Here is a 23,737-nt window from a genome sequence, read left to right on the forward strand (position 1 = left end):
GTCGGTGACCGCAAGTGTTTTGCAAAATACCACCGAGGTTTCGGTGTCGCGCTCAGTCTTCCCGCCGAGGGAACACCAACTCGAAAGACGTCACTCCGGCTTCGCTGCTTACGCTGTATCGGCCGTTATGCAACTGCATGATGGTCGCCACAATTGACAGCCCAAGCCCGTTGGACTGGGCCGAGCGTTCTCGAGACGCGTCCACCCGATAGAACCGCTCGAACAAGCGTGGCAAATGCTCGGCTGGAATGGTCGCGCCCTGGTTGCTGACTTTCAGATGAACGCCCTCTGTGTCGGGTATCGCCTGGATCAGCAGGTCGCAGTCGGGCGCGCCATATTTGATGGCGTTGGCGCACAGGTTGGCCAGCGCACGTCGCAGCAGCATCGGTTCCGCCCAGATCACGCCTTCGCCCTTGGCCAGAATGCGCATGCCCGCATCACCGGCCAGGCCCTCGAAGTAATCGGCCATGCGCTGTACTTCATCGGCTGCGCTCAATTCCTGTCGTTGGCGCAGGGCACTGGCGGGATCGGTGCGGGCCAGGAACAGCATGTTGTCGAGCATCCGCGCCAGGCGTTCCAGCTCTTCGACATTGGATGCGAGCAGTTGCTGGTAGCTCTCGATGCTGCGGTCCTGTTGCAGGGCGACCTGGGTTTCTCCCAGCAGGTTGTTGATCGGTGTGCGCAGTTCATGGGCCATGTCGGTGGACACCTGGCCCAGTTGCACGAAGCCCTTGGCCAGACGCTCCAGCATGGTATTGAACGACTCGATCATTGGCAGCAATTCCCTGGGGGCACCACGACCGTCGAGGCGTTCGGCCAGGTTGCTCACGCCGATGCCGTGCGCATGCCGGGCCAGACGCCGCAAGGGCAGCAGCCCACGGCGCACCAGTATGTAGCCCACCACGGCGAGGATGAGCGCCGCGATACTGGCCAGGATATAGACACTCAACCGGTAACTGGCGAGCACGGCGGTGCGCTCGGTCATCAGGCGCCCGCTGGTCACTTGCAGGCTGCCCAGGTCGCCGGAGTCGATGGAGGCGGCGACGGTTGAAAAGGGTACGCCATTGATTCCCGGGAGGTGTTGTACGTCGCTCAATGCGAGGATGTGGTCTTTGGGCACCGGATTGACGGGAGGCAGCTCGATGTTCGCGGGGTTTACCAGCAGCAGCGGTTTTTGCCCTGGTGCGGCAATGCTCAGCACCGATTCGCGATTGCCCAGCATATTCTGGAACAACTCCGGTTTGGTGCGGATCAGGTCCAGGGTGTTGCTGTCGTTGAGCAGGTTGCGCAGTTGATCGACCCGCGATATCAGCGCAGCGTCGTCGCGGCGCACCAGTTCCTGTTCCAGCTCGCGGTAAAGTGCTACGCCAAGGGAGGTCAACAGGGCGAAGGCGAGCAGGGCAAAGATCAACGCCAGGCGTAGCGTGAGGGAGTAAGGGCGGCGGCTCATGGCTGGGTATCGAAGCGGTAGCCAATGCCACGCACGCTGTGAATCAGTTTGAGCTGGAAAGGGTCGTCGATTTTCAAACGCAGGCGCCGCACGGCCACGTCGACCACATTGGTGTCGCTGTCGAAATTCATGTCCCACACCCGCGAGGCGATCAGCGAGCGCGACAGTACCTGGCCGGGGTGGGTGGCAAACAGGTGCAGCAGGGCGAACTCCTTATTGGTCAGGGTGATCCGCGTGCCGGCGCGGGTGACGCGGCGTTTTAGCACGTCTATCTGCAGATCGGCGATGTTCAGCTGTTCTTCTTCGCGGCTCGGGCCTCGCCGGGTCAGCGTGCGCAGGCGCGCGACCAGTTCGGCGAACGAGAAAGGCTTGATCAGGTAGTCATCGGCGCCCAGTTCCAGCCCTTTGATGCGGTCTGCGATGTCGTCGCGGGCGGTGAGAAACAGCACGGGCGTGTCCGCTTCCGTGCGCAGGCGCCGCAGTACCTCCCAGCCATTCATTTTCGGCATCATCACATCCAGCACTATGACGTCGAACGGCGTTTCCAGCGCCTGGTGCAAGCCGTCCACACCATCGCGCGCGAGGCTCACGGAATAACCCAGTTCCTGCAAGCCGTTGAGCAGATAATTACCGGCCTTGGGTTCGTCTTCGACGACGAGGATGTTCATGGGAGTTGCCCTGTTTCAGTAGGTGGCGCCAGTTTAGCGTGATCAATTCTCACTGGGGCAACCGATGGCTTGCACCTTATAGTCCAGCACGTGTTCGCGGTTCTGGTGATCGAGGTAGCGCAATTGCGCGGGCACGATGCCGCACTGGCCATACGTGTCGCTGCTCGACAGTTGCCTGGCGATATCCAGATGCACGAAGAAGCCGGTTTTATCGTGGATTACCCTTGTATCTGAGGCGGGCTCGGCTGCGAACACCGAAGCGGTGACGAGCAAAGCGGCAAAACCTGCGGCAAATCGTTTCATGTTGGTTCCTCTCTCAGAAGTCGGCTGCCGGGCCTGGCAGTGAGTTCACAGTAACCAGGCGATCCGAACAGACGGCCAACAGGACGATGACAAGTTCGTAATGAAAGGCCCGCAGTGCCGATGACGTTTACAAGCGTCAGGCTGGGCCGTAGATTGCATCGGGCCGATTACGCCTACAGCTCAAGAGGAAGCCACGCAGTGTCCATCCAAGGTTCAGCTTTACCTGCACGACCGTACCGCGCCTTTCTGTTCGATATGGACGGGACCTTGCTTAACTCCATCGCCGCCGCAGAGCGGGTGTGGAGTACCTGGGCCGAACGTCACGGTCTGGATGTGGCGGCGTTCCTGAAGACGATCCATGGCGCGCGTGCAATCGATACGATCACGCGCCAGGCGCTGCCCGGTGTGGATCCCGACGTGGAGGCACAATGGATAACCCAGGCCGAACTCGATGATGTCGACGGTGTTGTGGCGATACCTGGCGCAGTTGAGTTCCTCAATGGCCTGCCGGGTGATCAATGGGCGCTGGTCACGTCCGCGCCCAGAGCGTTGGCATTGCGGCGCCTGCACGCCGCAGGCATTGCCCCGCCGGCTGTGCTGGTGACGGCGGAGGATGTCGCCCGAGGTAAACCGGACCCTGCTTGCTACGTATTGGGAGCGCAACGACTTGGCGTAACCGTCCAGGATTGCCTGGTTTTCGAGGATGCGACGGTCGGAATTCGAGCCGGGGAGGCAGCGGGAGCGGACGTGATGGTCGTGACCTCGACCCACCTCACGCCAATGGTGACGGCGCACGCCTGCATCGATGGCTATGAGCACATTCATGTTCAACGTGACAGTGAGGGTTTGCTTTACCTGCGGAGCCTGGCGAGTTGATACGAAAAGGTCGAGCCGGTTATCGGTCTAGGCCTTTCACACTGTCGGAATGATCGGGTGGCGTGTGCAGCCGGCTGTTTTTCATGCCCTGACGCGAAAGCACCATTTCTCTGAGTATCTCATTGGCAAGACGGGCAATGGCTTGCTCGCCATTGTAGTGAGCGCGGACGATGCCGGTAATCGCGAAGTGGTCGGTTTCGGGACTGCTGAGCATGGCTGAAAGCGTGCCATCGGCATGCAGCGTGCAGGTGATCCGATAGCTGGGCAGACGGGCTGCCAGTGCGGCTTCGATTTGGGATTTATTGAGCGTTTCCATCTGTTTCAGCGCCCTTTACTGACCGTGCAAACCCAAGCATAGGCGCTGTTGCATGGCTGTAAATACCGGCGATCAGATAGCTCTCAACCTGCAGATTTTTGCCGCGCACGTTGAATGGCGTGCTGGCACAACTTGCGTTGCACTGTCTTCTGAAGTGGCTTGAGGCAAAACACGAATAGATAAGCGCCCAGCAGCAATGCCAGATCCAGCCACGAAGGGGCATCGGCGCCAGCCACTTCGAACCTCAAGCCAAATTCCACACCCACGAAGACCAGTCCGATCAGCAGGACAATCATCCAGGAATGGAGGGCAAAGCGTTTCGTTGAGGAATACCTCATCGACAGGCTCCCGAGTTTGCTTGGGCAGTAGTGAGTACTATCAGGAGTTGGGCTGGGGATCGCGCAACAAGTTCCGGGCATGGGAACAGTTTCATCTTCGGCGAAGACGAGAGCAGGAGCATGAAAAAAGCGCGATTGAATCGAATGGGTCTTCGCCAGCCGTGACAGTGAACGAAAAGGCTGGCTACTGAGTGCGCTTCAAGGCGTCTGGTTTTTTTCCGGAGCGGTAAGGCCTTCCTGGATGCGCTTATAGATCTCTTCACGATGCACGGCAACGTCTTTGGGAGCATTGATGCCGATTCTTACTTGCTGGCCGCTGACGCCCAGAATGGTGATCGTAATGTCATCACCGATGTTTATGCTTTCACCAACTTTGCGGGTGAGTATCAGCATGGACTTCTCCTTGATTACTTTTAAGGACACATGTTTCAGACAGGGCAGGTGTCGGATGTGTGTAGCTTACTGCTAAGCGCTTCCCTGTGACTGCCTCTTTTAGGACGCATAGAGGCGACATTAATTCCCATGGCGGCATCATACAGGTCTGCGATACATCATTCGCATTGTTTAAGCCAAGGTTTATGAAGGCCAGAATAGACAGTGGATGATAAAGTTGCCTCTTTTCCTTAAAGGAGCAGGGCAGTGCGTAAAGTAGCGATGGCAATGGCGGTGGTGGCATTGGCCGGTTGCGGAGAGGGTAAGCCTGTCGAGGCGCCCAAGGCCAGAGCTGCCGCGAGCCAGAGCCAACCGCAGAGCGGTGCGATTGCCGCCCAGGAATGGGACCTGCGCGTAGGCCCGCCAGACCACAAGTTACAGGCGATCACCGACCTGACAGCCTGGTTGCTGGAGCATGGTTTCAGTTTTTATATCGTCAAGGTGGACGGCAAGGACGAGGTGCTGCTCGGGCCGTTCGCCAGCAAGGCTGAAGCTGAAGCCAGGCAGGCATTGCTCGCGGAGAAAATGGCCCGCGCCAAGAAAACCGATACCGTGTCGGAAATCATCGAGCACAAGGCGGCGCAGTAACGCCAATTGGGCGGGCTCCCGCCCAGTTTCAGCCGCAGGCTTTCAGGTTCACCGGGCCGACAAACGCATTGCCGCGCCCCATTACACAGGCAACGGTCTGGTTACGCTGGCGCTCCCAGGTTTGTACCGGATAGGTCTTGTTCCAGGCTTCATACAGCTGCCGGTCCTGCTTCGACAGGCGCAACCCGTATTGTTTACTCATATAAAAATAGGTTCGAGCAATCATGCCGCGAATCGACGGTCGTGGCATGACCTTCTTCGCCTTGAAGTCGACCTGGGTCAGGCATGAGCCGTATTGCCCGTTCTGCACCGGCAACCAGCCAAAACTGAAGTTGTTACGATCACCATTGACCTCACCGATACTCGGCACCAGGTTATGCAGGTCCGCCTCGGCGCGTTGGAACACAGCGTCATGGCGCGTACAGTTCTTGCGCCCGCCGTTTTGCCAGCACTGGCGCTGATGCCCGATCTGCCAGGCAGGAACGATGTGCTCCCACTCGATACGTGCGGCGCGACTGGCATTTTTGCGCGGGATGTAACCGCAGGCTTTCAGGTCGACACGGTTGCCGGTGTATTTGCAGCCGCAATAGAACTCGGTGGATTGCGGAGCGTAGAGTTTCCAGGCGACTTTCTTGGCTTCACTGAACGTTCGGGGTGCCTGGGCGTGGGCGGTGATAGCGAATAAAAGGCAACAGACAGCAATAAAACGGACACTCATTGAATCAATCTTCCTTCGGCACAACCCAGAAAATCTGCACACCGCCATCATCCCGATAGGCGAGGGTGACGTTGTCGTTTTCCGCGATTTCCTCCAGCAAACGTGCCCATTCATCCTCAGGTTCTTCCGGCAGGCGGAAGATCAAAGCTGCCTTGGCTCTTTGCGCATTGGTCGAATTGATGATTTTTTGCACGCGAACGGCCAGTTGCTGATAGGCGTCCGGCGCTGTTGCAACGGCGGGAGAGGACTTTGCCACGGAGTATTCCTTAATAAGCTGTACGCACATACAGTATTTAACTGTAGGCAATTTCGCAACTGCTTAAAATCCGAGAGGTCCGTCTGACGGTAATTTGCGGTGCTTGGTGCAGGAGCGAGCAAACTCGCTCCTGCAGGGTAGTGTCAGGAATCAGTATTCCCAGAATATCCGTTGCAGTTCCTTGCTGTCCTGGGTCCGGGTCAGCGCCACCATCGCCAGAATCCGCGCTTTCTGCGGGTTCAGGTCCAGGGCGGCAACCCAATCGTATTTGTCGTCAGGCTGTTCGGCGTTGCGCAGCACCATGCCGCCGGCGTTGACGTGGGAGGAGCGGATGATCTGCACGCCCTGCTTGCGCAATTCCACCAGCGCGGGAACCACTTTGGACGACACCGAGCCATTGCCAGTGCCAGCGTGGATGATGGCTTTGGCGCCGGCCTGAGCCAGGGCCTTGTAGGCGGTATCGCTCACGTTGCCGTAGCCGTAGGCAATTTCCACATCCGGCAGGCTTTTGATGGTCTTGATATCGAATTCCGAATCCATGGTGTGGCGCTTGGCAGGCAGGCGGAACCAGTAGGATTTGCCTTCAACCACCATGCCCAGCGGGCCCCACGGACTCTTGAACGCTTCAGTCTTGATGTTGATCATCTTGCTGACATCGCGCCCCGACTGAATTTCGTCGTTCATCGTCACCAGCACACCTTTGCCGCGTGCTTCTTTGCTGCTTGCCACGGCAACGGCGTTGTACAGATTGAGCATGCCATCGGCCGACATGGCAGTGCCTGGACGCATCGAACCGACCACCACGATAGGTTTGTCGGTCTTTTCGACCAGATTGAGGAAGTAGGCGGTCTCTTCCAGGGTGTCGGTGCCATGGGTGATCACGATGCCGTCGACGTCCTTGCTGTCGGCCAGTTCCGCGACGCGTCGGCCCAGCTGCAACAGGTTGTCGTTGTTGATGCTCTCAGATGCAATTTGCATCACTTGTTCGCCGCGAACATTGGCAATCTGACTAAGCTCAGGAACGCCTGCGATCAGTTGTTCGATGCCGACTTTGGCCGCCTGGTAGGTGGCACTGTTGGCGGCACTGGCGCCGGCGCCAGCAATGGTGCCGCCGGTGGCGAGAATCACTACGTTGGAGAGTTTGGTGTTGGTCTCGACTTCCCTTGCCTGGGCGGCAACGGGGAACAGCAGCAGGAGGGCCAAAGCGCCCGGGACAAAAGTTTTCAATGCAGATTTCATTATTTTTCTCTCTGGTTTTTGATGAGTGCTGTTGCAGGTTCATCTAGAACCCTCGGACGTCTCTGAACGCGTCGAGGTGCAGGGGAAGAGCAGGATTTGTACCAGCCTGATTTTGCCAGGCGACATAAATTAACTTTTTGATTTAAAACAACTATTTTTGACTTTTTGGGTTGGGGAACAGCGCGTCTGTCCGGCTTTCCGAACAATTGGGCGATAGCGCGTTCGGTTGTCCGACAATACCCGGCGTCTGCTGCCGTGTGCTGAGCGACGGGCAAGCAGCAGCCTGTCGTGTTAAAGAACGAGCTGGCGCAGGCGAGGTTTAAAGGGCAGAGCAGACGAACCGCAACGTCGCGTGCTGGAGGGTTGAATGAAAGGCACTTTTCCGGCGTTGACAAATCTCGACAAGGTTCTCATAGTTCGATTAACGCAAACGTTTGCGAGATATTTCGTTGCAAGCGTTGCTTACAATAATCATAAGATCGGAGTGAACCCATGAAGCTGCCATTCGCTGCACGTCTTCTCGCTGTCGCTGTGCTTGCTGCCGCATCCGCTGCTCTGCCTCTCTCCTCTGCATTCGCCGATGACGCCGCCGCCAAACCCAAGGTCGGCCTGGTGATGAAGTCTCTCGCCAACGAATTTTTCGTGACCATGCAGGAGGGCGCCAAGGCCTATCAGAAAGAGCATGCCGCCGACTTTGACATGATCACCAACGGTATCAAGAACGAGACCGACACCAGCGCCCAGATCGATATCGTCAACCAGATGATCCTCGCCAAGGTCAACGCCATCGTTATCGCCCCCGCCGACTCCAAGGCGCTGGTCACCGTGCTGAAGAAAGCCTCCGATGCCGGCATCAAGATCGTCAACATCGACAACCGTCTCGACCCGGACGTACTGAAAAGCAAAAACCTGAACATTCCATTCGTAGGCCCGGACAACCGCAAGGGCGCCAAGCTGGTGGGTGATTACCTGGCCAAGCAACTGGCTTCGGGTGACAAGGTCGGCATTATCGAAGGCGTACCGACCACCACCAATGCCCAGCAGCGCACCGCAGGCTTCAAGGACGCGATGGACGCTGCCGGCATGAAGATCGTTTCCACACAATCGGGCAACTGGGAAATCGACCAGGGCCAGAAAGTGGCATCGGCCATGTTGAGCGAATACCCGGACCTCAAGGCGCTGCTGGCCGGTAACGACAACATGGCCCTCGGTGCTGTGTCCGCAGTTCGTGCGGCAGGCAAGGCCGGCAAGGTGCTGGTGGTGGGCTATGACAATATCGAAGCCATCAAGCCGATGCTGCAGGATGGCCGCGTCCTCGCAACGGCCGACCAGGCTGCCGCTCAGCAAGCCGTTTTCGGTCTGCAGAACGCGCTCAAGCTGGTCAAGGGTGAAACAGTCGATGCCAAGGACGGCGTGATCGAAACCCCGGTCGAACTCGTCCTCAAGAAGTAATCCCGGCAGCACCCAACAGCGCCCGCTTGTCCTGAGCGGGCGCCTGGAGATTTTCCTATGTCACCTTCCGCCCAGGCGGCTGTCCTTTCGGTCAGCGGTATCGGCAAGACCTATGCCCAACCGGTGCTGTCCGACATCACGCTGACGCTCAATCGCGGGGAAGTGCTGGCGCTTACCGGCGAGAACGGCGCAGGCAAAAGCACCTTGTCGAAGATCATCGGCGGGCTGGTCACGCCCACCACCGGGCAGATGCAGTTCAACGGCCAGGATTACCAACCAGGCAGCCGTACCCAGGCCGAGGCGCTGGGTGTGCGCATGGTCATGCAGGAGCTCAACCTGCTGCCGACCCTGACCGTGGCCGAGAACCTGTTCCTGCATAACCTGCCCAGCCACGGTGGCTGGATCAACCGCAAGCAACTGCGTAAAGCCGCAATTGAAGCCATGGCGCAGGTCGGCCTGGACGCGATCGACCCGGACACGCTGGTCGGCAGTCTGGGTATTGGCCATCAGCAGATGGTCGAGATTGCCCGCAACCTGATCGGCGACTGCCACGTACTGATTCTCGACGAACCCACGGCGATGCTCACGGCCCGAGAAGTCGAGATGCTGTTTGAACAGATCACCCGTCTGCAGGCTCGGGGCGTGGCGATCATTTATATTTCACACCGGCTCGAAGAGCTGGCCCGCGTCGCCCAGCGCATTGCGGTATTGCGCGATGGCAAGCTGGTGTGTGCCGAACCGATGGCCAATTACAACAGCGAGCAACTGGTCACCTTGATGGTCGGCCGGGAGCTGGGCGAACAGATTGACCTGGGCCCGCGCACCATTGGCGGCCCGGCCTTGACGGTCAAAGGCCTGACACGGTCGGACAAGGTTCGCGATGTGTCCTTTGAGGTACGCGCCGGCGAGATCTATGGCATTTCCGGCCTGATCGGCGCCGGCCGCACTGAACTGCTGCGTCTTATCTTCGGTGCAGACCTGGCCGACAGCGGTACCGTCGCCCTGGGTTCGCCGGCAAAGGTGGTGAGCATTCGCTCGCCGGTCGACGCAGTGGGGCACGGTATCGCCCTGATCACCGAAGACCGCAAAGGCGAGGGCCTGCTGCTGACCCAGTCGATCAGCGCGAATATCGCCTTGGGCAATATGCCGGAAATTTCCGGCGGCGGGGTGGTCAACAGCCGCGATGAAACCGCCCTGGCCAAGCGTCAGATCGACGCCATGCGAATTCGCAGTTCCAGCCCGGCGCAATTGGTCTCGGAACTGTCCGGCGGCAATCAGCAGAAAGTCGTGATCGGCCGCTGGCTGGAGCGCGACTGCCAGGTGATGCTGTTCGATGAGCCCACCCGCGGTATCGACGTCGGTGCCAAGTTCGACATTTATGCCTTGCTCGGCGAGTTGACCCGTCAGGGCAAAGCGCTGGTGGTGGTGTCCAGTGACCTGCGCGAGCTGATGCTGATCTGCGACCGCATCGGCGTACTGTCCGCCGGTCGCCTGATCGAGACCTTCGAGCGCGACAGCTGGACCCAGGACGAATTGCTCGCCGCCGCGTTTGCCGGCTATCAGAAACGTGATGCGCTGCTCAACGACGCAGTGCTTAGGGATACCCCATGAAAACCACAACTTCCCCCGGCAAGACTGGCGGCAACTTCTACGGCCTGGGCACTTACCTCGGACTGGCGGGTGCCTTGCTGGCGATGATCGCGCTGTTCTCGGTACTCAGCGATCACTTCCTGTCCTACGACACCTTCAGCACCCTGGCCAACCAGATCCCCGACCTGATGGTGCTGGCAGTGGGCATGACCTTCATCCTGATCATCGGCGGCATCGACCTGTCGGTGGGCTCGGTGCTGGCATTGGCCGCGTCGGCGGTCAGCGTGGCTATCCTGAGCTGGGGCTGGAGCGTGTTGCCGGCCGCTGTGCTGGGCATGGGCTGTGCCGCATTGGCCGGCACCATCACCGGTTCGATCACCGTGGCCTGGCGCATTCCGTCCTTTATTGTGTCGCTCGGCGTGCTGGAAATGGCACGCGGCGTGGCGTACCAGATGACCGGTTCGCGTACGGCCTACATTGGTGACTCGTTCGCCTGGCTGTCGAACCCGATTGCCTTCGGTATTTCGCCGTCGTTCATCATTGCCTTGCTGGTGATCATCGTTGCCCAACTGGTGCTGACCCGCACGGTCTTCGGTCGCTACCTGATCGGCATCGGCACCAACGAAGAAGCCGTGCGCCTGGCCGGTATCAATCCCAAGCCCTATAAGATCCTGGTGTTCAGCCTGATGGGCCTGCTCGCCGGTGTGGCGGCGTTGTTTCAGATATCGCGTCTGGAAGCGGCCGACCCGAACGCCGGTTCCGGCCTGGAGCTGCAAGTGATCGCGGCGGTAGTGATCGGCGGCACCAGCCTGATGGGCGGGCGCGGTTCGGTGATCAGTACGTTCTTTGGCGTGTTGATTATTTCGGTGCTGGCCGCAGGCCTGGCGCAGATCGGTGCCACGGAACCCACCAAACGTATCATCACCGGTGCCGTGATCGTGATTGCGGTGGTCCTCGACACTTACCGCAGCCAGCGCGCCAGTCGGCGAGGCTGAACCATGGCAACGATCAAGGATGTGGCAGCGCTTGCGGGTATTTCCTACACCACGGTGTCCCATGTGGTGAACAAGACACGCCCGGTCAGCGAGCCTGTGCGCATCAAGGTCGAGGCGGCGATCAAACAGCTCGACTACGTACCGAGCGCCGTCGCGCGCTCGCTCAAGGCCAAGACGACCGCCACCATCGGTCTGCTGGTGCCCAACAGCCTCAACCCGTACTTCGCCGAGCTGGCCCGCGGTATCGAGGATTACTGCGAACGTAACGGTTATTGCGTGATTCTGTGCAACTCCGATGACAACGCTGCCAAGCAACGCAGCTACCTGCGGGTGCTGCTGGAAAAGCGCATCGACGGCTTGATCGTCACCTCGGTAGGCGGCGACGACAGTGGCCTGGCGGCTGGCCTGAGTGCGGTGCGCACCCCCATGGTCATTGTCGACCGCGCGCTGGACGGCATAGATGTCGACCTGGTGCGCATTGACCACGAAGAGGGCGCTTACCTCGCGACTCGGCATTTGCTTGAACTGGGCCATCGCGACATCGCCTGCATTGGCGGGCCCAGTCACACCCGCGTCGCGCAAATGCGCCTGGCGGGCTATCACCGTGCGCTCGACGAGGCAGGGGTGGACGTTGCGCCGGGCCGCACAGAGGAAAGCGATTTCACCAGCACCGGCGGTTACGCCGCCGCCGTGAAGTTGTTGTCCGGAAACCCGCCCAGCGCGATTTTCGCCAGCAACGACATGATTGGTTTCGGCGTGTTGCGTGCAGCCGCGGAACGCAATATTCGGGTGCCGGCCGAGCTCTCGGTGATCGGTTTTGATGACATACAAATGGGCCGCTACGTCTACCCGGCATTGACCACGGTCGGGCAATCGATCGTGCAGCTGGGCGAAACGGCGGCCGAACTGTTACTGCGACGAATTGCTACCCCCCAACTGCCGATCGATCAACGTATCGTGACGCCGAGCATTGTGTTGCGTGAGTCGACGGCGCCGGTCGCTGGTGCGTTCGCGCAATACCGCTGAACCGAATTGACGAGTACTGATGTATGCCAGCAAAAGTAGTGGTAGTAGGCAGTTTGAACATGGACCTGGTCACCCGCGCCAGTCGCTTGCCGCGTGCCGGCGAAACGCTGATCGGTCAGTCATTTTCGACTGTGCCGGGCGGCAAGGGCGCCAACCAGGCCGTCGCGTCCGCGCGCCTTGGGGCGGAGGTGGCCATGATTGGCTGCGTGGGCACTGACGCCTATGGCGATCAATTGCGCGATGCGCTGCTGGTCGAGGGTATCGACTGCCAGGCCGTCAGCACGGTGGACGGCTCCAGCGGGGTGGCGTTGATCGTGGTGGATGACAGCAGCCAGAACGCGATCGTCATTGTCGCAGGCAGCAACGGTGAGTTGACGCCTGCCGCGATGCAGGCGGTGGATGCCGTGTTGCAGGCTGGCGAAGTGATTGTCTGCCAGCTTGAAGTGCCGATGGACACGGTGGGCTACACGCTCAAACGTGGCCGCGAGCTGGGCAAGACAGTGATTCTCAACCCGGCGCCGGCCAGCGGCCCGCTGCCGACCGAGTGGTACGCCTCGATCGATTACCTGATCCCCAACGAAAGCGAAGCCAGCGCACTGAGCGGTGTGACCGTTGACTCCCTCGACAGCGCCAGACTGGCGGCGACGCAACTGATCAAGGCCGGTGCAGGCAAGGTCATCATTACCCTGGGCGCCGAGGGGGCATTGTTCGCCGATGGCGAGCGCTTCGAGCACTTGGCGGCGCCGAAGGTCAAGGCGGTCGACACCACTGCGGCCGGCGACACCTTTGTCGGTGGTTTTGCTGCGGCGCTGGTCAATGGCAAAACCGAAACCCAGGCCATTCGCTTTGGCCAGGTTGCTGCGGCGTTGTCGGTCACGCGTGACGGTGCGCAACCTTCCATTCCCACGCTAAACGACGTTCAAGGTTTTGTGCCCTCATGAAAAAGACCCCTTTGCTCAATATTGCCCTGTCCCGTGTGATCGCCTCCCTTGGCCACGGTGACATTCTGGTCATCGGTGATGCGGGTTTGCCGGTGCCGCCGGGCGTCGAGTTGATCGACCTTGCGCTGACCCAGGGCATCCCCGATTTCATCAGTACCCTGCGCATCGTGCTGAGCGAGATGCAGGTGGAGAGCCATGTGCTGGCCGAAGAAATTCTGCTCAAGCAGCCGGCTGCGCTGGCCGACCTCGACAGCCTGACCGCGCAGGCCGCGCTGGGTGAGCGACGCCTGCTCAGCCATGATCAGTTCAAGCAACTGAGCCGCTCGGCGCGCGCGGTGGTGCGCACCGGTGAGTGCCAGCCTTATTGCAATATCGCGCTGGTGTCCGGCGTCACGTTCTAGAGTTTCCCAACGACAAGGAGTGTTTTATGCAACGTAGTCTCCCGACCCTGAAAAACCTGTTCCGGAGTGTTCTGCTTTTGTCCGCGCTCACTGCTGCAAGCGCCCAGGCGGCGGAAAAAATCGACCTGATCATCGACACCGACCCGGGTGCCGACGATGTCGTGGCCTTGCTGTTCGCCATGGCGTCGCCGGATGAGTTGAGCATTCGTGCGCTGACCACCGTGGCCGGCAACGTGCGTCTGGACAAGACCTCCCGCAACGCGCGTCTGGCGCGTGAGTGGGCAGGGCGCGAGGATATCCCGGTGTATGCCGGTGCGCCAAAGCCGCTGCTGCGCACGCCGATCTATGCCGAGAACATCCATGGTAAGGAAGGTATTTCCGGCGTCACCGTGCATGAGCCGAAAAAGGGCCTCGCAGAAGGCGACGCCGTGGATTACCTGATCAAGACCCTGCGTGCTGCCAAGCCACACAGCATCACGATCGCCATGCTCGGCCCGCAGACCAACCTGGCGCTGGCATTGACCCAGGACCCGGAAATCACCCAGGGCATCAAGGAAGTGGTGGTGATGGGCGGCGCGCACTTCAATGGTGGCAACATCACACCGGTGGCCGAATTCAACCTGTTTGCCGACCCGATAGCGGCAGAGATCGTGCTCAAAAGTGGCGTCAAGCTGACCTATCTGCCCCTGGACGTGACTCACAAGGTGCTGACCAGTGAGGCTCGCCTGAAAAAGATCGCCGACATCAACAACAACGCCAGCAAAATCGTGAGCGACATTCTCAATGAATACGTCAAGGGCGATATGGAGCACTACGGTATTCCGGGTGGTCCGGTGCACGACGCCACTGTCGTTGCCTACCTGCTCAAGCCTTCGCTGTTCAGTGGCCGTGAGGTGAATGTGGTCGTGGACAGCCGCGAGGGTCCGACCTTCGGCCAGACAGTCGTCGATTGGTATGACGGCCTGAAACAACCGAAAAATGCATTCTGGGTTGAAAACGGCGACGCCCAGGGCTTTTTCGACTTACTGACTGAACGTCTGTCTCGTCTGAAATAAGGTTTGCCGGTCGGCGCCCGCCGGCCGGGCCTTATTCGCGCTCGGGGTCGTGCGCCCCTGTGTGATCAGCCGGGTATTTCTCGAATACCTGGCTGATGAAGGCCTGCGCGGCTTGTGTGCCCAGTTCCTTGACCAGCAGGTCGATACCAATGATCGCCAATTCTTCCGGGCTTCCGGGGCTGTAGGAGCTTTGTCCCTGAGGCCATTTGGCTTTGATGTCGGCTTGGAGAATAACGGTGCTCATGGTCGGGGCTCACGGGTCGGAAAAACGGGGGCAGTGCGCTGGAACGCGGCTCTTGCGGACGCAGTTAACCATTTTGCGCAGCATTTGGCACTGCGACTTAGGCATGAAGCGCTTGGCAAAAGGTAAGGCTGTGCGACACTGTCCTCCCTTTGAATCAACGGGGAACACCGCGTGCAGATCGACTTGAACAGTCCCGATAACCTGACGCCGGCGGCGGTGCGCCAATTGCTCGCCAGTGCCAGCGATGACGAACACACGCAATTGCGCGTGAGCAAAGAAGGGATCGCGTACATTTCCTCCGGCAAGGCTGTGGGCGGTGTCGAGATCGAGGGCCTGCTGTTTCGCCTGGAAACCTGGGCCAAAGGCTCTGGTTATGTGGGCAACGTGGCCGCCAGTGATGAGGTCTGGGTCATGCAGATTTTCAACGCGTTGAAACAGAACTGGCCGGTGCCGGCGTTTGACTACATCGATATCTACTGAGCGCATTCATATCTGGTGACGATTGACGGAGCGAATGCCGGTGCTGAGTCAGGCAGACTTGTCTGCGCACGTTTTACGTCTTGAAACCAATCGGTCTGACGGCTGTCGCACAATCTCTGTCCACTTTTTTCATAGGAGGCTTCATGCCTTGGAAGCTCGCATCATTCGGTTCTTTGTTGGCGGCACTCGCACTGGCGGGTTGCAGCACCCCGGGTGCCTCTGAGCCAGGCAAAGACGCCGCAGTAGCCGATTCCGGTCATACCCGCTGTGAGTCGAAGGCTGCTGAATTTGCAGTTGGCCAGAAAGCCTCGCCGCAGTTGCTGGATCAGGCCCGCACCCGCGCCGGTGCGCAGAACGCTCGAATCCTCAAGCCCAGCGATATGATCACGCTGGAATACCGCTCCGACCGCCTGAACCTGAATACCGATGACAATCTGGTCATCACGCGCGTCAATTGCGGCTGAGGTTCACCAGGCTTTTGCAGCGCCCATAAAAAACCCCGTCACATGGACGGGGTTTTTTTAGCTCAGCGGAGAATTACTCGCCGCGAACCTGTGCAGCTTGCATACCCTTTTGGCCTTTCTCAGCCACGAAGGAAACGGTTTGGCCTTCTTTCAGGCTTTTGAAACCGTCGCTTTCGATAGCTTTGAAGTGTACGAACAGGTCGTCACCGCCACCTTGAGGAGTGATGAAGCCGAAGCCTTTTTCATCGTTGAACCATTTAACGGTGCCGGTTTGGCGATTAGACATGGTGTATCTCCAAGAAACTTATATTTTCAGTAGTGCTGTGCTGCTCAGGCCAACTGGGCACACCGGGCTATCATAGTCGAAATGTTCGGCTTGGGAGCCCCCCCAAGGCATTGTTTGCTAATCAATAGCGTTGCGTTTAGCGCAATGATCGGCTGAAAGCCCCGATCTACGGGGCTTGCGCCAGTAATATCAGCTGATAAAAAAAGCCGTAAAAGCTGCGTAATTTGTGAGAAAAGGCAGTTTTCAGGCTGTTTTTTCAGCAAAACAGGCGCCTGAAGGCGTTTCGTTGTTACTTTTTCTTCACGACTTTGCAGGACGAAATAGCGGCCACGGCTTTGTTTTTAAGCTCCGGGCTGGCGTTCTGGTTGGTCATGAGCTCTTTGATTTCGGCAGTGCTCAACTCGGCGTTGATCTTGTTGGCGCCACAATCGCAGTGATCTTTGGCGGTCTTGGCGTCCACGTTCTGGCTGGCGGCGGCGCTGCAGTCTTGAACGAAGGCTTCGCGGGCACCGGCTGGCCAGTTTGATGGGGCGGCAGCCTGAGCACCGAGGGACAGCAGGCTCAGGGTGGCAGCGATAGCGAGGGTCGAAGTAAAACGCATCATGGGATGCTCCTTTGGGTCGAGGACGAACGGCGATTCTCGGTGGGTTTGAGGCCTGTCGTATAGCCCAAGTTCACTTTGGCGACCATAAAGGCTGGAAACTGCCTTAACAGACACGTCGCCGGCGCGATGACCGTTCATCTGTGCTAGCATCTGTCGCCTGGCTATTTCGGGGTGTGCCATTGGCCGCCTTGCCATGTTTCTTTTCAGCTCAATCCAGTCACTCTGGTTCGATTATCGGTTGGCCGAAAGGCTCCTGCCGCTGTAAGGCAGGCGTTCATCACTGAACGGCCTGGTATTGGATCTTGTACTGGCTCATCCCAACCCACGTGACCTTTGGTAGGGGTCACCACTAGGAGAGGAGGCGCCATGCCAACTATTACTCTACCCGACGGCAGTCAACGTTCATTCGATCATTCGGTTTCCGTAGCCGAGGTCGCCGCATCCATCGGCGCGGGCCTGGCCAAGGCCACCGTGGCCGGCAAGGTCGACGGCAAACTCGTGGACGCCAGTGACCTGATCACTGGCGACGCGAGCCTGCAGATCATCACGCCCAAGGACCAGGAGGGGCTGGAGATTATTCGCCACTCCTGCGCGCATTTGATTGGCCATGCGGTCAAGCAACTGTATCCAACCGCGAAGATGGTGATCGGGCCGGTCATCGATGAAGGCTTCTATTACGATATCGCCTACGAGCGTCCTTTTACGCCGGATGACCTGGCGGCCATCGAGCAGCGCATGCACGCGCTGATCGAGAAGGACTACGACGTGATCAAGAAGGTCACGCCGCGCGCTGAAGTGATCGATGTGTTCACCGCCCGCGGCGAAGACTACAAGCTGCGTCTGGTGGAAGACATGCCGGACGAGCAGGCCATGGGCCTGTATTACCACGAAGAATATGTCGACATGTGCCGTGGCCCGCACGTGCCGAACACGCGCTTTCTCAAGTCGTTCAAGTTGACCAAGCTGTCCGGTGCCTACTGGCGCGGCGACGCAAAAAATGAGCAGTTGCAGCGGATCTACGGCACGGCCTGGGCTGACAAGAAGCAGCTGGCCGCCTACATCCAGCGCATCGAGGAAGCCGAGAAGCGCGATCACCGCAAGATCGGCAAGCGCCTGAACCTGTTCCACCTGCAGGAAGAAGCACCGGGCATGGTGTTCTGGCATCCGAACGGCTGGACCTTGTACCAGGTGCTCGAGCAGTACATGCGCAAGGTTCAGCGCGACAACGGTTACCTGGAGGTCAAGACGCCGCAGGTCGTTGATCGCAGCCTGTGGGAAAAATCCGGGCACTGGGCCAACTACGGCGACAACATGTTCACCACCCAGTCGGAAAACCGCGACTACGCCATCAAGCCGATGAACTGCCCGTGCCACGTGCAGGTGTTCAATCAGGGCCTGAAGAGCTACCGCGAGTTGCCGCTGCGTCTGGCCGAGTTCGGTGCCTGTCACCGTAACGAGCCATCGGGTGCGCTGCACGGCATCATGCGTGTTCGTGGCTTTACCCAGGACGACGCGCATATCTTCTGCACCGAAGAACAGATGCAGGCCGAATCCGCCGCCTTTATCAAGCTGACCATGGACGTGTATCGCGATTTCGGCTTTACCGAAGTCGAAATGAAGCTGTCCACTCGTCCGGAAAAACGCGTTGGCTCCGATGAGCTGTGGGATCGCGCTGAATCTGCACTCGCCGCAGCGCTCGACAGTGCGGGCCTTGCGTACGACCTGCAGCCAGGGGAGGGCGCGTTCTACGGTCCGAAGATCGAGTTCTCGCTGAAAGATTGCCTTGGTCGCGTCTGGCAGTGTGGTACCCTGCAGCTCGATTTTAACCTGCCGATCCGTCTGGGAGCCGAATATGTCTCCGAAGACAACAGCCGTAAACACCCGGTTATGCTGCACCGGGCGATCCTCGGCTCGTTCGAGCGGTTCGTCGGTATCCTGATCGAGCACTACGAGGGTGCATTCCCCGCGTGGCTGGCTCCGACTCAGGCAGTGATCATGAATATCACTGATAAACAGGCAGATTTTGCCGCTGAGGTTGAAAAAACTCTCAACGAAAGCGGATTTCGTGCCAAGTCCGACTTGAGAAATGAAAAGATCGGCTTTAAAATCCGCGAGCATACCTTGCTCAAGGTTCCCTATCTTTTGGTTATTGGAGATAGGGAAGTCGAGATGCAGACTGTCGCTGTGCGTACTCGCGAAGGTGCTGACCTGGGCTCGATGCCCGTCGCCCAGTTCGCTGAGTTCCTCGCGCAAGCGGTTTCCCGGCGTGGTCGCCCAGATTCGGAGTAATTATTATTAAGCGTGAAATGAGACAAGATAAACGAGCTGCACCGAAAGCCCCGATCAACGAGAATATCTCGGCACGCGAGGTTCGGTTAATTGGCGCTGACGGCGAGCAGATTGGCATCGTCTCGATTGATGAAGCGCTTCGTATTGCAGAAGAGTCCAAATTGGACCTGGTGGAAATCTCCGCCGATGCAATCCCACCCGTATGCCGGGTGATGGACTACGGCAAGTCGATCTTCGAGAAGAAGAAGCAGGTTGCCGCGGCGAAGAAGAACCAGAAGCAGATTCAAGTAAAAGAAATCAAGTTTCGTCCAGGGACGGAGGAAGGGGATTACCAGGTAAAACTGCGCAACCTGGTACGTTTCCTGAGTGATGGGGACAGGGCCAAGGTATCCTTGCGATTCCGCGGCCGTGAGATGGCCCACCAGGAGCTGGGGATGGAACTCCTCAAGCGGGTTGAAGCTGACCTGCTCGAGTACGGTTCGGTCGAACAGCATCCTAAGATGGAAGGACGCCAGCTGATCATGGTCATCGCCCCGAAAAAGAAGAAGTAATCAACAGGGCACGGCAGGCCTTCTGATTATGTTTATCAACTGAATGCGGAGTATCCGAACATGCCAAAGATGAAGACTAAAAGTGGTGCTGCTAAGCGGTTTCTGAAAACTGCTAACGGTATCAAGCACAAGCACGCTTTCAAGAGCCACATTCTGACCAAAATGTCGACCAAGCGTAAGCGTCAACTGCGCGGTAGCAGCTTGCTGCATCCGTCTGACGTGGCAAAAGTCGAGCGCATGCTGCGCCTTCGTTAATTTTGGATCAAGAATAGAGGAAGTAACTCATGGCTCGTGTTAAGCGTGGCGTCATGGCCCGTAAGCGTCACAAAAAAATTCTGAAACTTGCTAAAGGTTACTACGGCGCGCGTTCACGCGTATTCCGTGTTGCCAAGCAAGCGGTAATCAAGGCAGGCCAATACGCCTACCGCGACCGTCGTCAGAAAAAACGTCAGTTCCGCGCTCTGTGGATCGCTCGTATCAATGCTGGTGCTCGTGTTAACGGTCTGTCCTACAGCCGTTTCATCGCTGGCCTGAAAAAAGCGTCCATCGAAATCGACCGTAAGGTTCTGGCTGAACTGGCCGTGAACGAAAAAGCGGTGTTTGCTGCGATTGTCGAGAAAGCTAAAGCCACCTTGGCTTAAGTACCCCCGACAGTCACTCTGGGTTGCTCCTGCAGCCCAGGGTGGTAAACGTCATAAATAGGGGAAGAGCCTTCAAGCTCTTCCCCTATTTTGTATCTGGAGTCTGTACATGGAAAACCTGGACGCGCTCGTTGCCCAAGCTCTTGAGGCTGTGCATAGCGCTGAAGATATCAATGCCCTGGAGCAAATCCGGGTTCACTACCTTGGCAAAAAGGGTGAATTGACTCAGGTGATGAAGACCCTGGGGAATTTGCCGGCAGAGGAGCGTCCGCAAGTCGGTGCGCTGATCAACGTTGCCAAGGAGCGCGTCACCGAGGTTCTCAATGCGCGCAAGGCGTCGCTCGAGGAGGCCGATCTTGCGGCCAGGCTCGCGGCCGAGTCCATTGACGTGACCTTGCCTGGCCGTGGCCAGGCGTCGGGCGGTCTGCACCCGATCACCCGGACTCTGGAACGTATCGAACAGTTCTTCACCCACATCGGCTACGGCATCGCCGAAGGCCCTGAGGTCGAAGACGACTATCACAACTTCGAGGCGCTCAACATCCCAGGCCATCACCCGGCCCGGTCGATGCACGACACCTTCTACTTCAATGCCAACATGCTGTTGCGCACCCATACCTCGCCGGTACAGGTGCGCACCATGGAAGCGAACAAGCCGCCGATCCGCATCGTCTGCCCTGGCCGCGTGTACCGCAGCGACTCCGATATCACCCACTCGCCGATGTTCCACCAGGTCGAAGGCCTGCTGGTTGACCGCGATATCAACTTCGCCGACCTCAAGGGCACCATCGAAGAATTCCTGCGGGTGTTCTTCGAGAAGGAACTGGCCGTGCGTTTCCGTCCATCCTTCTTCCCGTTCACCGAGCCGTCCGCTGAAGTCGACATGGAATGCGTGATGTGCAGCGGCAAAGGCTGCCGTGTCTGCAAGCAGACCGGTTGGCTGGAAGTGATGGGCTGCGGCATGGTGCACCCCAATGTGCTGCGCATGTCCGGGATCGACCCGGAAGAGTTCTCGGGCTTTGCCTTCGGCATGGGCGTTGAGCGTCTGGCCATGCTGCGTTACGGCGTGAACGACTTGCGTCTGTTCTTCGACAACGACTTGCGGTTCCTCGCGCAATTTCGCTAGTCGTAACGAATCTTTAGGAGAGCAGGATGAAATTCAGTGAACAATGGCTGCGTGGCTGGGTAAGCCCGCAGGTAGATCGCGACGAGTTGGTTGCTCGTCTGTCGATGGCCGGTCTTGAGGTCGATAGCGTGACGCCGGCCGCCGGTGTTTTCAGCGGCGTGGTGGTGGGTGAGGTGCTGAGCACCGAGCAGCACCCGGATGCCGACAAATTGCGTGTGTGCCAGGTCAGCAACGGCGCCGAGACCTTTCAGGTCGTGTGCGGAGCGCCCAACGTGCGTCCGGGCCTGAAGATCCCGTTTGCCATGATCGGTGCCGAGCTGCCGGGCGACTTCAAGATCAAGAAGGCCAAGCTGCGCGGTGTCGAATCCAACGGCATGCTGTGCTCCCAGGCCGAGCTGCAAATCGGTGAGGGCAATGACGGCCTGATGGAGCTGCCGGCGGATGCGCCCGTGGGTCAGGACGTTCGCGTTTATCTCGAATTGGAAGACGCCAGCATCGAGGTCGACCTGACCCCGAACCGTGGCGACTGCCTGTCCCTGGCGGGCCTGGCCCGTGAAGTGGGCGCGCTGTACAACGCCCCGGTTACCCGCCCGGTAGTCACCGCCGTGCCAGCAGTGCACGACGAAGTGCGCCCGGTTGAAGTGCTGGCCCCCAATGCCTGCCCGCGTTACCTGGGCCGGGTTATCCGTAACGTCGACCTGTCCAGACCAACCCCGCTGTGGATGGTCGAGCGCCTGCGCCGCGCCGACGTGCGCAGCATTGACGCCGCAGTCGACATCACCAACTACGTGATGCTGGAGCTGGGCCAACCGCTGCACGCTTTCGATCTTGCCGAAATCAACGGCGGCATCCGCGTGCGTATGGCCGAAGAAGGCGAGAAGCTGGTGTTGCTCGATGGCCAGGAAGTCAGCCTGCGTGCCGATACCCTGGTGATCGCCGACCATTCCCGAGCGCTGGCCATTGCCGGTGTGATGGGGGGTGAGCACAGCGGTGTATCCGCAACCACGCGCGATGTGTTCCTCGAAAGCGCGTTTTTCGATCAGATCGCCATCGCCGGCAAGGCCCGTTCCTACGGCCTGCACACCGACGCCTCGCACCGTTACGAGCGCGGTGTGGACTGGCAATTGGCCCGTGAAGCCATGGAGCGCGCCACTGGCCTGCTGCTGGAAATCACTGGCGGCGAAGCCGGCCCGATCACCGAAGTGGTCAGCGAGCAGCACCTGCCGTCCGTTGCGCCTATTACCCTGCGTGCCAAAAGTGTCGAGCAAATGCTTGGCCTGGTGATCGCGCCTGCTGAAATCGAGCAATTACTGTCGGCCCTGGGGCTGGGCATTTCGGCCAGCGGGGAAGGGCAGTGGCACGTTGATGTGCCAAGCCATCGCTTCGATATCAGTCTCGAAGTCGATTTGATCGAAGAGCTGGCTCGCCTGTACGGCTACAACCGCCTGCCGGTTCGTTACCCACAGGCTCGCCTGGCACCGCAACCCAAGGCCGAAGCGCGCGCGCACCTGCCTGAGCTGCGTCGTCTGCTGGTAGCCCGTGGTTATCAGGAAGCGGTGACCTACAGTTTCATCGATCCCCGGCAGTTCGAGCTGTTCAACCCAGGCGTCGAGCCGCTGTTGCTGGCTAACCCGATCTCCAATGACATGGCGGCCATGCGTTCATCGCTCTGGCCAGGCTTGGTCAAAGCGCTTTCCCACAACCTCAATCGCCAGCAAGACCGCGTGCGCATGTTCGAAAGCGGCCTGCGTTTTGTCGGTCAGTTGGGCGACCTGAAGCAAGAGCCTATGTTGGCTGGCGTGGTCTGCGGCAGCCGTTTGCCGGAAGGCTGGGCTCAGGGCCGCGATCCCGTGGACTTCTTCGACGTCAAGGCTGACGTGGAAGCGGTGCTGGGCTTTGCCGGTGCATTGGATGCCTTCACGTTTGTGCCGGGCAGTCATCCTGCGCTGCACCCGGGCCAGACAGCGCGCATTGAGCGCGACGGTCGCCTGGTAGGCTTTGTTGGCGCGATTCACCCCGAGCTGTCGAAAAACCTGGGGCTGGACCGTGCGGTGTTCGTTTTTGAACTGGTTCTGGCGGAAGTCGCTGCGGGCAAAATGCCGAAATTCAGCGAGTTGTCGCGCTTTCCTGAAGTGCGCCGCGACCTGGCCCTGATTGCCGATCGTGAGGTTGCTGCCACTGCTGTTCTGGACGTAATCCGTGAAAATGCAGGGGAATGGCTGACAGACCTCAGGCTATTTGACGTCTATCAGGGTAAAGGCATTGATCCGCATAGAAAAAGCCTCGCCGTCGGCTTGACCTGGCAGCATCCATCGCGCACTCTTAACGACGATGAGGTGAATACCACGACACAAAATATCCTCACCTCGCTTGAACAAAGGTTAAACGCCACGTTAAGGAAGTGACGT

The 23,737-nt window shown here is 59.0% G+C and carries 29 protein-coding genes; 17 read left to right on the plus strand and 12 right to left on the minus strand.

The window, feature by feature from the left end; genetic code table 11:
- Window positions 1-52 precede the first annotated feature (52 nt).
- The 3 genes from ACXX81_RS06720 to ACXX81_RS06730 are packed head-to-tail and all read right to left on the minus strand — an operon-like array spanning window position 53 to window position 2,421.
- Window positions 53-1,450: a heavy metal sensor histidine kinase gene (locus tag ACXX81_RS06720; protein WP_458571393.1), complete on the minus strand. Its 1,398-nt coding sequence runs from the start codon at window positions 1,448-1,450 to the stop codon at window positions 53-55.
- Complete coding sequence (locus ACXX81_RS06725) at window positions 1,447-2,118, minus strand: heavy metal response regulator transcription factor (protein WP_209983129.1); 672 nt, start codon at window positions 2,116-2,118, stop codon at window positions 1,447-1,449. Before ACXX81_RS06725 ends, ACXX81_RS06720 begins: the two co-directional genes overlap by 4 nt.
- A 42-nt stretch (window positions 2,119-2,160) precedes the next feature.
- A complete protein-coding gene (locus ACXX81_RS06730) occupies window positions 2,161-2,421 on the minus strand; it encodes a DUF2790 domain-containing protein (RefSeq protein ID WP_209983127.1) in 261 nt (86 codons plus the stop codon).
- Window positions 2,422-2,619: 198 nt separating this feature from the next.
- On the opposite strand from ACXX81_RS06730, the gene ACXX81_RS06735 reads away from it, so the two are divergent.
- The gene (locus ACXX81_RS06735) at window positions 2,620-3,297 is read left to right on the plus strand and encodes an HAD family hydrolase (RefSeq protein WP_209983125.1); all 678 of its coding nucleotides are present in this window, start codon (window positions 2,620-2,622) and stop codon (window positions 3,295-3,297) included.
- A 19-nt stretch (window positions 3,298-3,316) separates the two neighbouring features.
- Here the strand turns inward: ACXX81_RS06735 and ACXX81_RS06740 are convergent, their stop codons facing one another.
- The 3 genes from ACXX81_RS06740 to csrA form a co-directional block, all read right to left on the minus strand.
- On the minus strand, window positions 3,317-3,613 hold the full coding sequence (locus tag ACXX81_RS06740; RefSeq protein ID WP_322214058.1) for a DUF1652 domain-containing protein: 297 nt from the start codon (window positions 3,611-3,613) through the stop codon (window positions 3,317-3,319).
- 83 nt (window positions 3,614-3,696) lie between these two features.
- Entirely contained in the window at window positions 3,697-3,951 is a 255-nt protein-coding gene (locus tag ACXX81_RS06745; RefSeq protein WP_209983121.1) for a hypothetical protein, read from the minus strand.
- Window positions 3,952-4,149: 198 nt separating this feature from the next.
- Entirely contained in the window at window positions 4,150-4,344 is a 195-nt protein-coding gene (gene csrA / locus ACXX81_RS06750; protein WP_209983119.1) for a carbon storage regulator CsrA, read from the minus strand.
- A 246-nt stretch (window positions 4,345-4,590) separates the two neighbouring features.
- Between csrA and ACXX81_RS06755 the strand changes: the two genes are divergently transcribed.
- Entirely contained in the window at window positions 4,591-4,971 is a 381-nt protein-coding gene (locus tag ACXX81_RS06755) for an SPOR domain-containing protein (RefSeq protein ID WP_209983117.1), read from the plus strand.
- A 28-nt stretch (window positions 4,972-4,999) separates the two neighbouring features.
- Here ACXX81_RS06755 and ACXX81_RS06760 read toward each other — a convergent pair whose 3' ends face one another.
- The 3 genes from ACXX81_RS06760 to ACXX81_RS06770 all read right to left on the minus strand — a co-directional run bounded on the left by ACXX81_RS06760 (window position 5,000) and on the right by ACXX81_RS06770 (window position 7,184).
- Window positions 5,000-5,689 (minus strand): endonuclease, encoded by a 690-nt coding sequence (locus ACXX81_RS06760; protein ID WP_209983115.1) that lies wholly within the window; start codon window positions 5,687-5,689, stop codon window positions 5,000-5,002.
- 4 nt (window positions 5,690-5,693) lie between these two features.
- Window positions 5,694-5,945: a DUF1654 domain-containing protein gene (locus tag ACXX81_RS06765; RefSeq protein ID WP_209983113.1), complete on the minus strand. Its 252-nt coding sequence runs from the start codon at window positions 5,943-5,945 to the stop codon at window positions 5,694-5,696.
- 150 nt (window positions 5,946-6,095) lie between these two features.
- Entirely contained in the window at window positions 6,096-7,184 is a 1,089-nt protein-coding gene (locus tag ACXX81_RS06770; protein ID WP_458571394.1) for an asparaginase, read from the minus strand.
- A gap of 492 nt (window positions 7,185-7,676) precedes the next feature.
- On the opposite strand from ACXX81_RS06770, the gene ACXX81_RS06775 reads away from it, so the two are divergent.
- Genes ACXX81_RS06775 through ACXX81_RS06805 form a run of 7 tightly spaced genes read left to right on the plus strand, consistent with a single transcriptional unit; the run spans window position 7,677 to window position 14,644 of the window.
- On the plus strand, window positions 7,677-8,636 hold the full coding sequence (locus ACXX81_RS06775; RefSeq protein WP_209983111.1) for a sugar ABC transporter substrate-binding protein: 960 nt from the start codon (window positions 7,677-7,679) through the stop codon (window positions 8,634-8,636).
- A 57-nt stretch (window positions 8,637-8,693) separates the two neighbouring features.
- On the plus strand, window positions 8,694-10,247 hold the full coding sequence (locus ACXX81_RS06780; protein WP_209983109.1) for a sugar ABC transporter ATP-binding protein: 1,554 nt from the start codon (window positions 8,694-8,696) through the stop codon (window positions 10,245-10,247).
- Window positions 10,244-11,221 carry an ABC transporter permease gene (locus tag ACXX81_RS06785; protein ID WP_003234269.1) on the plus strand — a complete coding sequence of 326 codons (978 nt, stop codon included), beginning with the start codon at window positions 10,244-10,246 and terminating at the stop codon, window positions 11,219-11,221. Before ACXX81_RS06780 ends, ACXX81_RS06785 begins: the two co-directional genes overlap by 4 nt.
- Window positions 11,222-11,224: 3 nt before the next feature.
- Complete coding sequence (locus ACXX81_RS06790; RefSeq protein ID WP_209983106.1) at window positions 11,225-12,247, plus strand: LacI family DNA-binding transcriptional regulator; 1,023 nt, start codon at window positions 11,225-11,227, stop codon at window positions 12,245-12,247.
- 23 nt (window positions 12,248-12,270) lie between these two features.
- Window positions 12,271-13,188, plus strand: coding sequence for a ribokinase (rbsK, locus tag ACXX81_RS06795; protein WP_209983104.1), 918 nt, complete (start codon window positions 12,271-12,273; stop codon window positions 13,186-13,188).
- On the plus strand, window positions 13,185-13,589 hold the full coding sequence (gene rbsD, locus ACXX81_RS06800) for a D-ribose pyranase (protein WP_209983102.1): 405 nt from the start codon (window positions 13,185-13,187) through the stop codon (window positions 13,587-13,589). The genes rbsK and rbsD overlap by 4 nt, the downstream gene beginning before the upstream one ends.
- Window positions 13,590-13,615: 26 nt before the next feature.
- Window positions 13,616-14,644, plus strand: coding sequence for a nucleoside hydrolase (locus ACXX81_RS06805; RefSeq protein ID WP_209983100.1), 1,029 nt, complete (start codon window positions 13,616-13,618; stop codon window positions 14,642-14,644).
- A gap of 31 nt (window positions 14,645-14,675) precedes the next feature.
- Here ACXX81_RS06805 and ACXX81_RS06810 read toward each other — a convergent pair whose 3' ends face one another.
- Window positions 14,676-14,888, minus strand: coding sequence for a hypothetical protein (locus ACXX81_RS06810; RefSeq protein ID WP_209983098.1), 213 nt, complete (start codon window positions 14,886-14,888; stop codon window positions 14,676-14,678).
- A 171-nt stretch (window positions 14,889-15,059) separates the two neighbouring features.
- Between ACXX81_RS06810 and ACXX81_RS06815 the strand changes: the two genes are divergently transcribed.
- Window positions 15,060-15,368: a hypothetical protein gene (locus ACXX81_RS06815; RefSeq protein ID WP_209983096.1), complete on the plus strand. Its 309-nt coding sequence runs from the start codon at window positions 15,060-15,062 to the stop codon at window positions 15,366-15,368.
- 143 nt (window positions 15,369-15,511) lie between these two features.
- On the plus strand, window positions 15,512-15,832 hold the full coding sequence (locus tag ACXX81_RS06820) for an I78 family peptidase inhibitor (RefSeq protein ID WP_231423051.1): 321 nt from the start codon (window positions 15,512-15,514) through the stop codon (window positions 15,830-15,832).
- 73 nt (window positions 15,833-15,905) lie between these two features.
- Here the strand turns inward: ACXX81_RS06820 and ACXX81_RS06825 are convergent, their stop codons facing one another.
- A complete protein-coding gene (locus ACXX81_RS06825) occupies window positions 15,906-16,118 on the minus strand; it encodes a cold-shock protein (protein WP_003234260.1) in 213 nt (70 codons plus the stop codon).
- Between the two features lie 289 nt (window positions 16,119-16,407).
- Complete coding sequence (locus tag ACXX81_RS06830; RefSeq protein WP_209983093.1) at window positions 16,408-16,722, minus strand: hypothetical protein; 315 nt, start codon at window positions 16,720-16,722, stop codon at window positions 16,408-16,410.
- Window positions 16,723-17,088: 366 nt separating this feature from the next.
- On the opposite strand from ACXX81_RS06830, the gene thrS reads away from it, so the two are divergent.
- From thrS to pheT, 6 genes are all read left to right on the plus strand, one after another.
- Complete coding sequence (gene thrS, locus ACXX81_RS06835; protein ID WP_209983090.1) at window positions 17,089-19,011, plus strand: threonine--tRNA ligase; 1,923 nt, start codon at window positions 17,089-17,091, stop codon at window positions 19,009-19,011.
- Window positions 19,011-19,562, plus strand: a complete 552-nt coding sequence (infC, locus tag ACXX81_RS06840) for a translation initiation factor IF-3 (protein ID WP_015884933.1) — start codon at window positions 19,011-19,013, stop codon at window positions 19,560-19,562. Before thrS ends, infC begins: the two co-directional genes overlap by 1 nt.
- Before the next feature lie 60 nt (window positions 19,563-19,622).
- Entirely contained in the window at window positions 19,623-19,817 is a 195-nt protein-coding gene (gene rpmI / locus ACXX81_RS06845) for a 50S ribosomal protein L35 (protein WP_002553160.1), read from the plus strand.
- 29 nt (window positions 19,818-19,846) lie between these two features.
- Window positions 19,847-20,203: a 50S ribosomal protein L20 gene (rplT, locus tag ACXX81_RS06850; RefSeq protein ID WP_003234252.1), complete on the plus strand. Its 357-nt coding sequence runs from the start codon at window positions 19,847-19,849 to the stop codon at window positions 20,201-20,203.
- Window positions 20,204-20,312: 109 nt separating this feature from the next.
- Window positions 20,313-21,329: a phenylalanine--tRNA ligase subunit alpha gene (gene pheS, locus ACXX81_RS06855; protein ID WP_209983088.1), complete on the plus strand. Its 1,017-nt coding sequence runs from the start codon at window positions 20,313-20,315 to the stop codon at window positions 21,327-21,329.
- A gap of 26 nt (window positions 21,330-21,355) precedes the next feature.
- On the plus strand, window positions 21,356-23,734 hold the full coding sequence (pheT, locus tag ACXX81_RS06860; protein ID WP_458571395.1) for a phenylalanine--tRNA ligase subunit beta: 2,379 nt from the start codon (window positions 21,356-21,358) through the stop codon (window positions 23,732-23,734).
- The last annotated feature ends 3 nt before the right edge of the window (window positions 23,735-23,737 follow it).

The organism is Pseudomonas sp. GNP013 (assembly GCF_054343995.1).

What these genes read in the sequence shown, in the direction of transcription:
- ACXX81_RS06720 (WP_458571393.1), bottom strand. Translation starts at nt 1,450, where the DNA reads ATGAGCCGCCGCCCTTACTCCCTCACGCTACGCCTGGCGTTGATCTTT.
- ACXX81_RS06725 (WP_209983129.1), bottom strand. Translation starts at nt 2,118, where the DNA reads ATGAACATCCTCGTCGTCGAAGACGAACCCAAGGCCGGTAATTATCTG.
- ACXX81_RS06730 (WP_209983127.1), bottom strand. Translation starts at nt 2,421, where the DNA reads ATGAAACGATTTGCCGCAGGTTTTGCCGCTTTGCTCGTCACCGCTTCG.
- ACXX81_RS06740 (WP_322214058.1), bottom strand. Translation starts at nt 3,613, where the DNA reads ATGGAAACGCTCAATAAATCCCAAATCGAAGCCGCACTGGCAGCCCGT.
- ACXX81_RS06745 (WP_209983121.1), bottom strand. Translation starts at nt 3,951, where the DNA reads ATGAGGTATTCCTCAACGAAACGCTTTGCCCTCCATTCCTGGATGATT.
- csrA (WP_209983119.1), bottom strand. Translation starts at nt 4,344, where the DNA reads ATGCTGATACTCACCCGCAAAGTTGGTGAAAGCATAAACATCGGTGAT.
- ACXX81_RS06760 (WP_209983115.1), bottom strand. Translation starts at nt 5,689, where the DNA reads ATGAGTGTCCGTTTTATTGCTGTCTGTTGCCTTTTATTCGCTATCACC.
- ACXX81_RS06770 (WP_458571394.1), bottom strand. Translation starts at nt 7,184, where the DNA reads ATGAAATCTGCATTGAAAACTTTTGTCCCGGGCGCTTTGGCCCTCCTG.
- ACXX81_RS06775 (WP_209983111.1), top strand. Translation starts at nt 7,677, where the DNA reads ATGAAGCTGCCATTCGCTGCACGTCTTCTCGCTGTCGCTGTGCTTGCT.
- ACXX81_RS06780 (WP_209983109.1), top strand. Translation starts at nt 8,694, where the DNA reads ATGTCACCTTCCGCCCAGGCGGCTGTCCTTTCGGTCAGCGGTATCGGC.
- ACXX81_RS06785 (WP_003234269.1), top strand. Translation starts at nt 10,244, where the DNA reads ATGAAAACCACAACTTCCCCCGGCAAGACTGGCGGCAACTTCTACGGC.
- ACXX81_RS06790 (WP_209983106.1), top strand. Translation starts at nt 11,225, where the DNA reads ATGGCAACGATCAAGGATGTGGCAGCGCTTGCGGGTATTTCCTACACC.
- rbsK (WP_209983104.1), top strand. Translation starts at nt 12,271, where the DNA reads ATGCCAGCAAAAGTAGTGGTAGTAGGCAGTTTGAACATGGACCTGGTC.
- rbsD (WP_209983102.1), top strand. Translation starts at nt 13,185, where the DNA reads ATGAAAAAGACCCCTTTGCTCAATATTGCCCTGTCCCGTGTGATCGCC.
- ACXX81_RS06805 (WP_209983100.1), top strand. Translation starts at nt 13,616, where the DNA reads ATGCAACGTAGTCTCCCGACCCTGAAAAACCTGTTCCGGAGTGTTCTG.
- ACXX81_RS06810 (WP_209983098.1), bottom strand. Translation starts at nt 14,888, where the DNA reads ATGAGCACCGTTATTCTCCAAGCCGACATCAAAGCCAAATGGCCTCAG.
- ACXX81_RS06820 (WP_231423051.1), top strand. Translation starts at nt 15,512, where the DNA reads ATGCCTTGGAAGCTCGCATCATTCGGTTCTTTGTTGGCGGCACTCGCA.
- ACXX81_RS06825 (WP_003234260.1), bottom strand. Translation starts at nt 16,118, where the DNA reads ATGTCTAATCGCCAAACCGGCACCGTTAAATGGTTCAACGATGAAAAA.
- ACXX81_RS06830 (WP_209983093.1), bottom strand. Translation starts at nt 16,722, where the DNA reads ATGATGCGTTTTACTTCGACCCTCGCTATCGCTGCCACCCTGAGCCTG.
- thrS (WP_209983090.1), top strand. Translation starts at nt 17,089, where the DNA reads ATGCCAACTATTACTCTACCCGACGGCAGTCAACGTTCATTCGATCAT.
- rpmI (WP_002553160.1), top strand. Translation starts at nt 19,623, where the DNA reads ATGCCAAAGATGAAGACTAAAAGTGGTGCTGCTAAGCGGTTTCTGAAA.
- rplT (WP_003234252.1), top strand. Translation starts at nt 19,847, where the DNA reads ATGGCTCGTGTTAAGCGTGGCGTCATGGCCCGTAAGCGTCACAAAAAA.
- pheS (WP_209983088.1), top strand. Translation starts at nt 20,313, where the DNA reads ATGGAAAACCTGGACGCGCTCGTTGCCCAAGCTCTTGAGGCTGTGCAT.
- pheT (WP_458571395.1), top strand. Translation starts at nt 21,356, where the DNA reads ATGAAATTCAGTGAACAATGGCTGCGTGGCTGGGTAAGCCCGCAGGTA.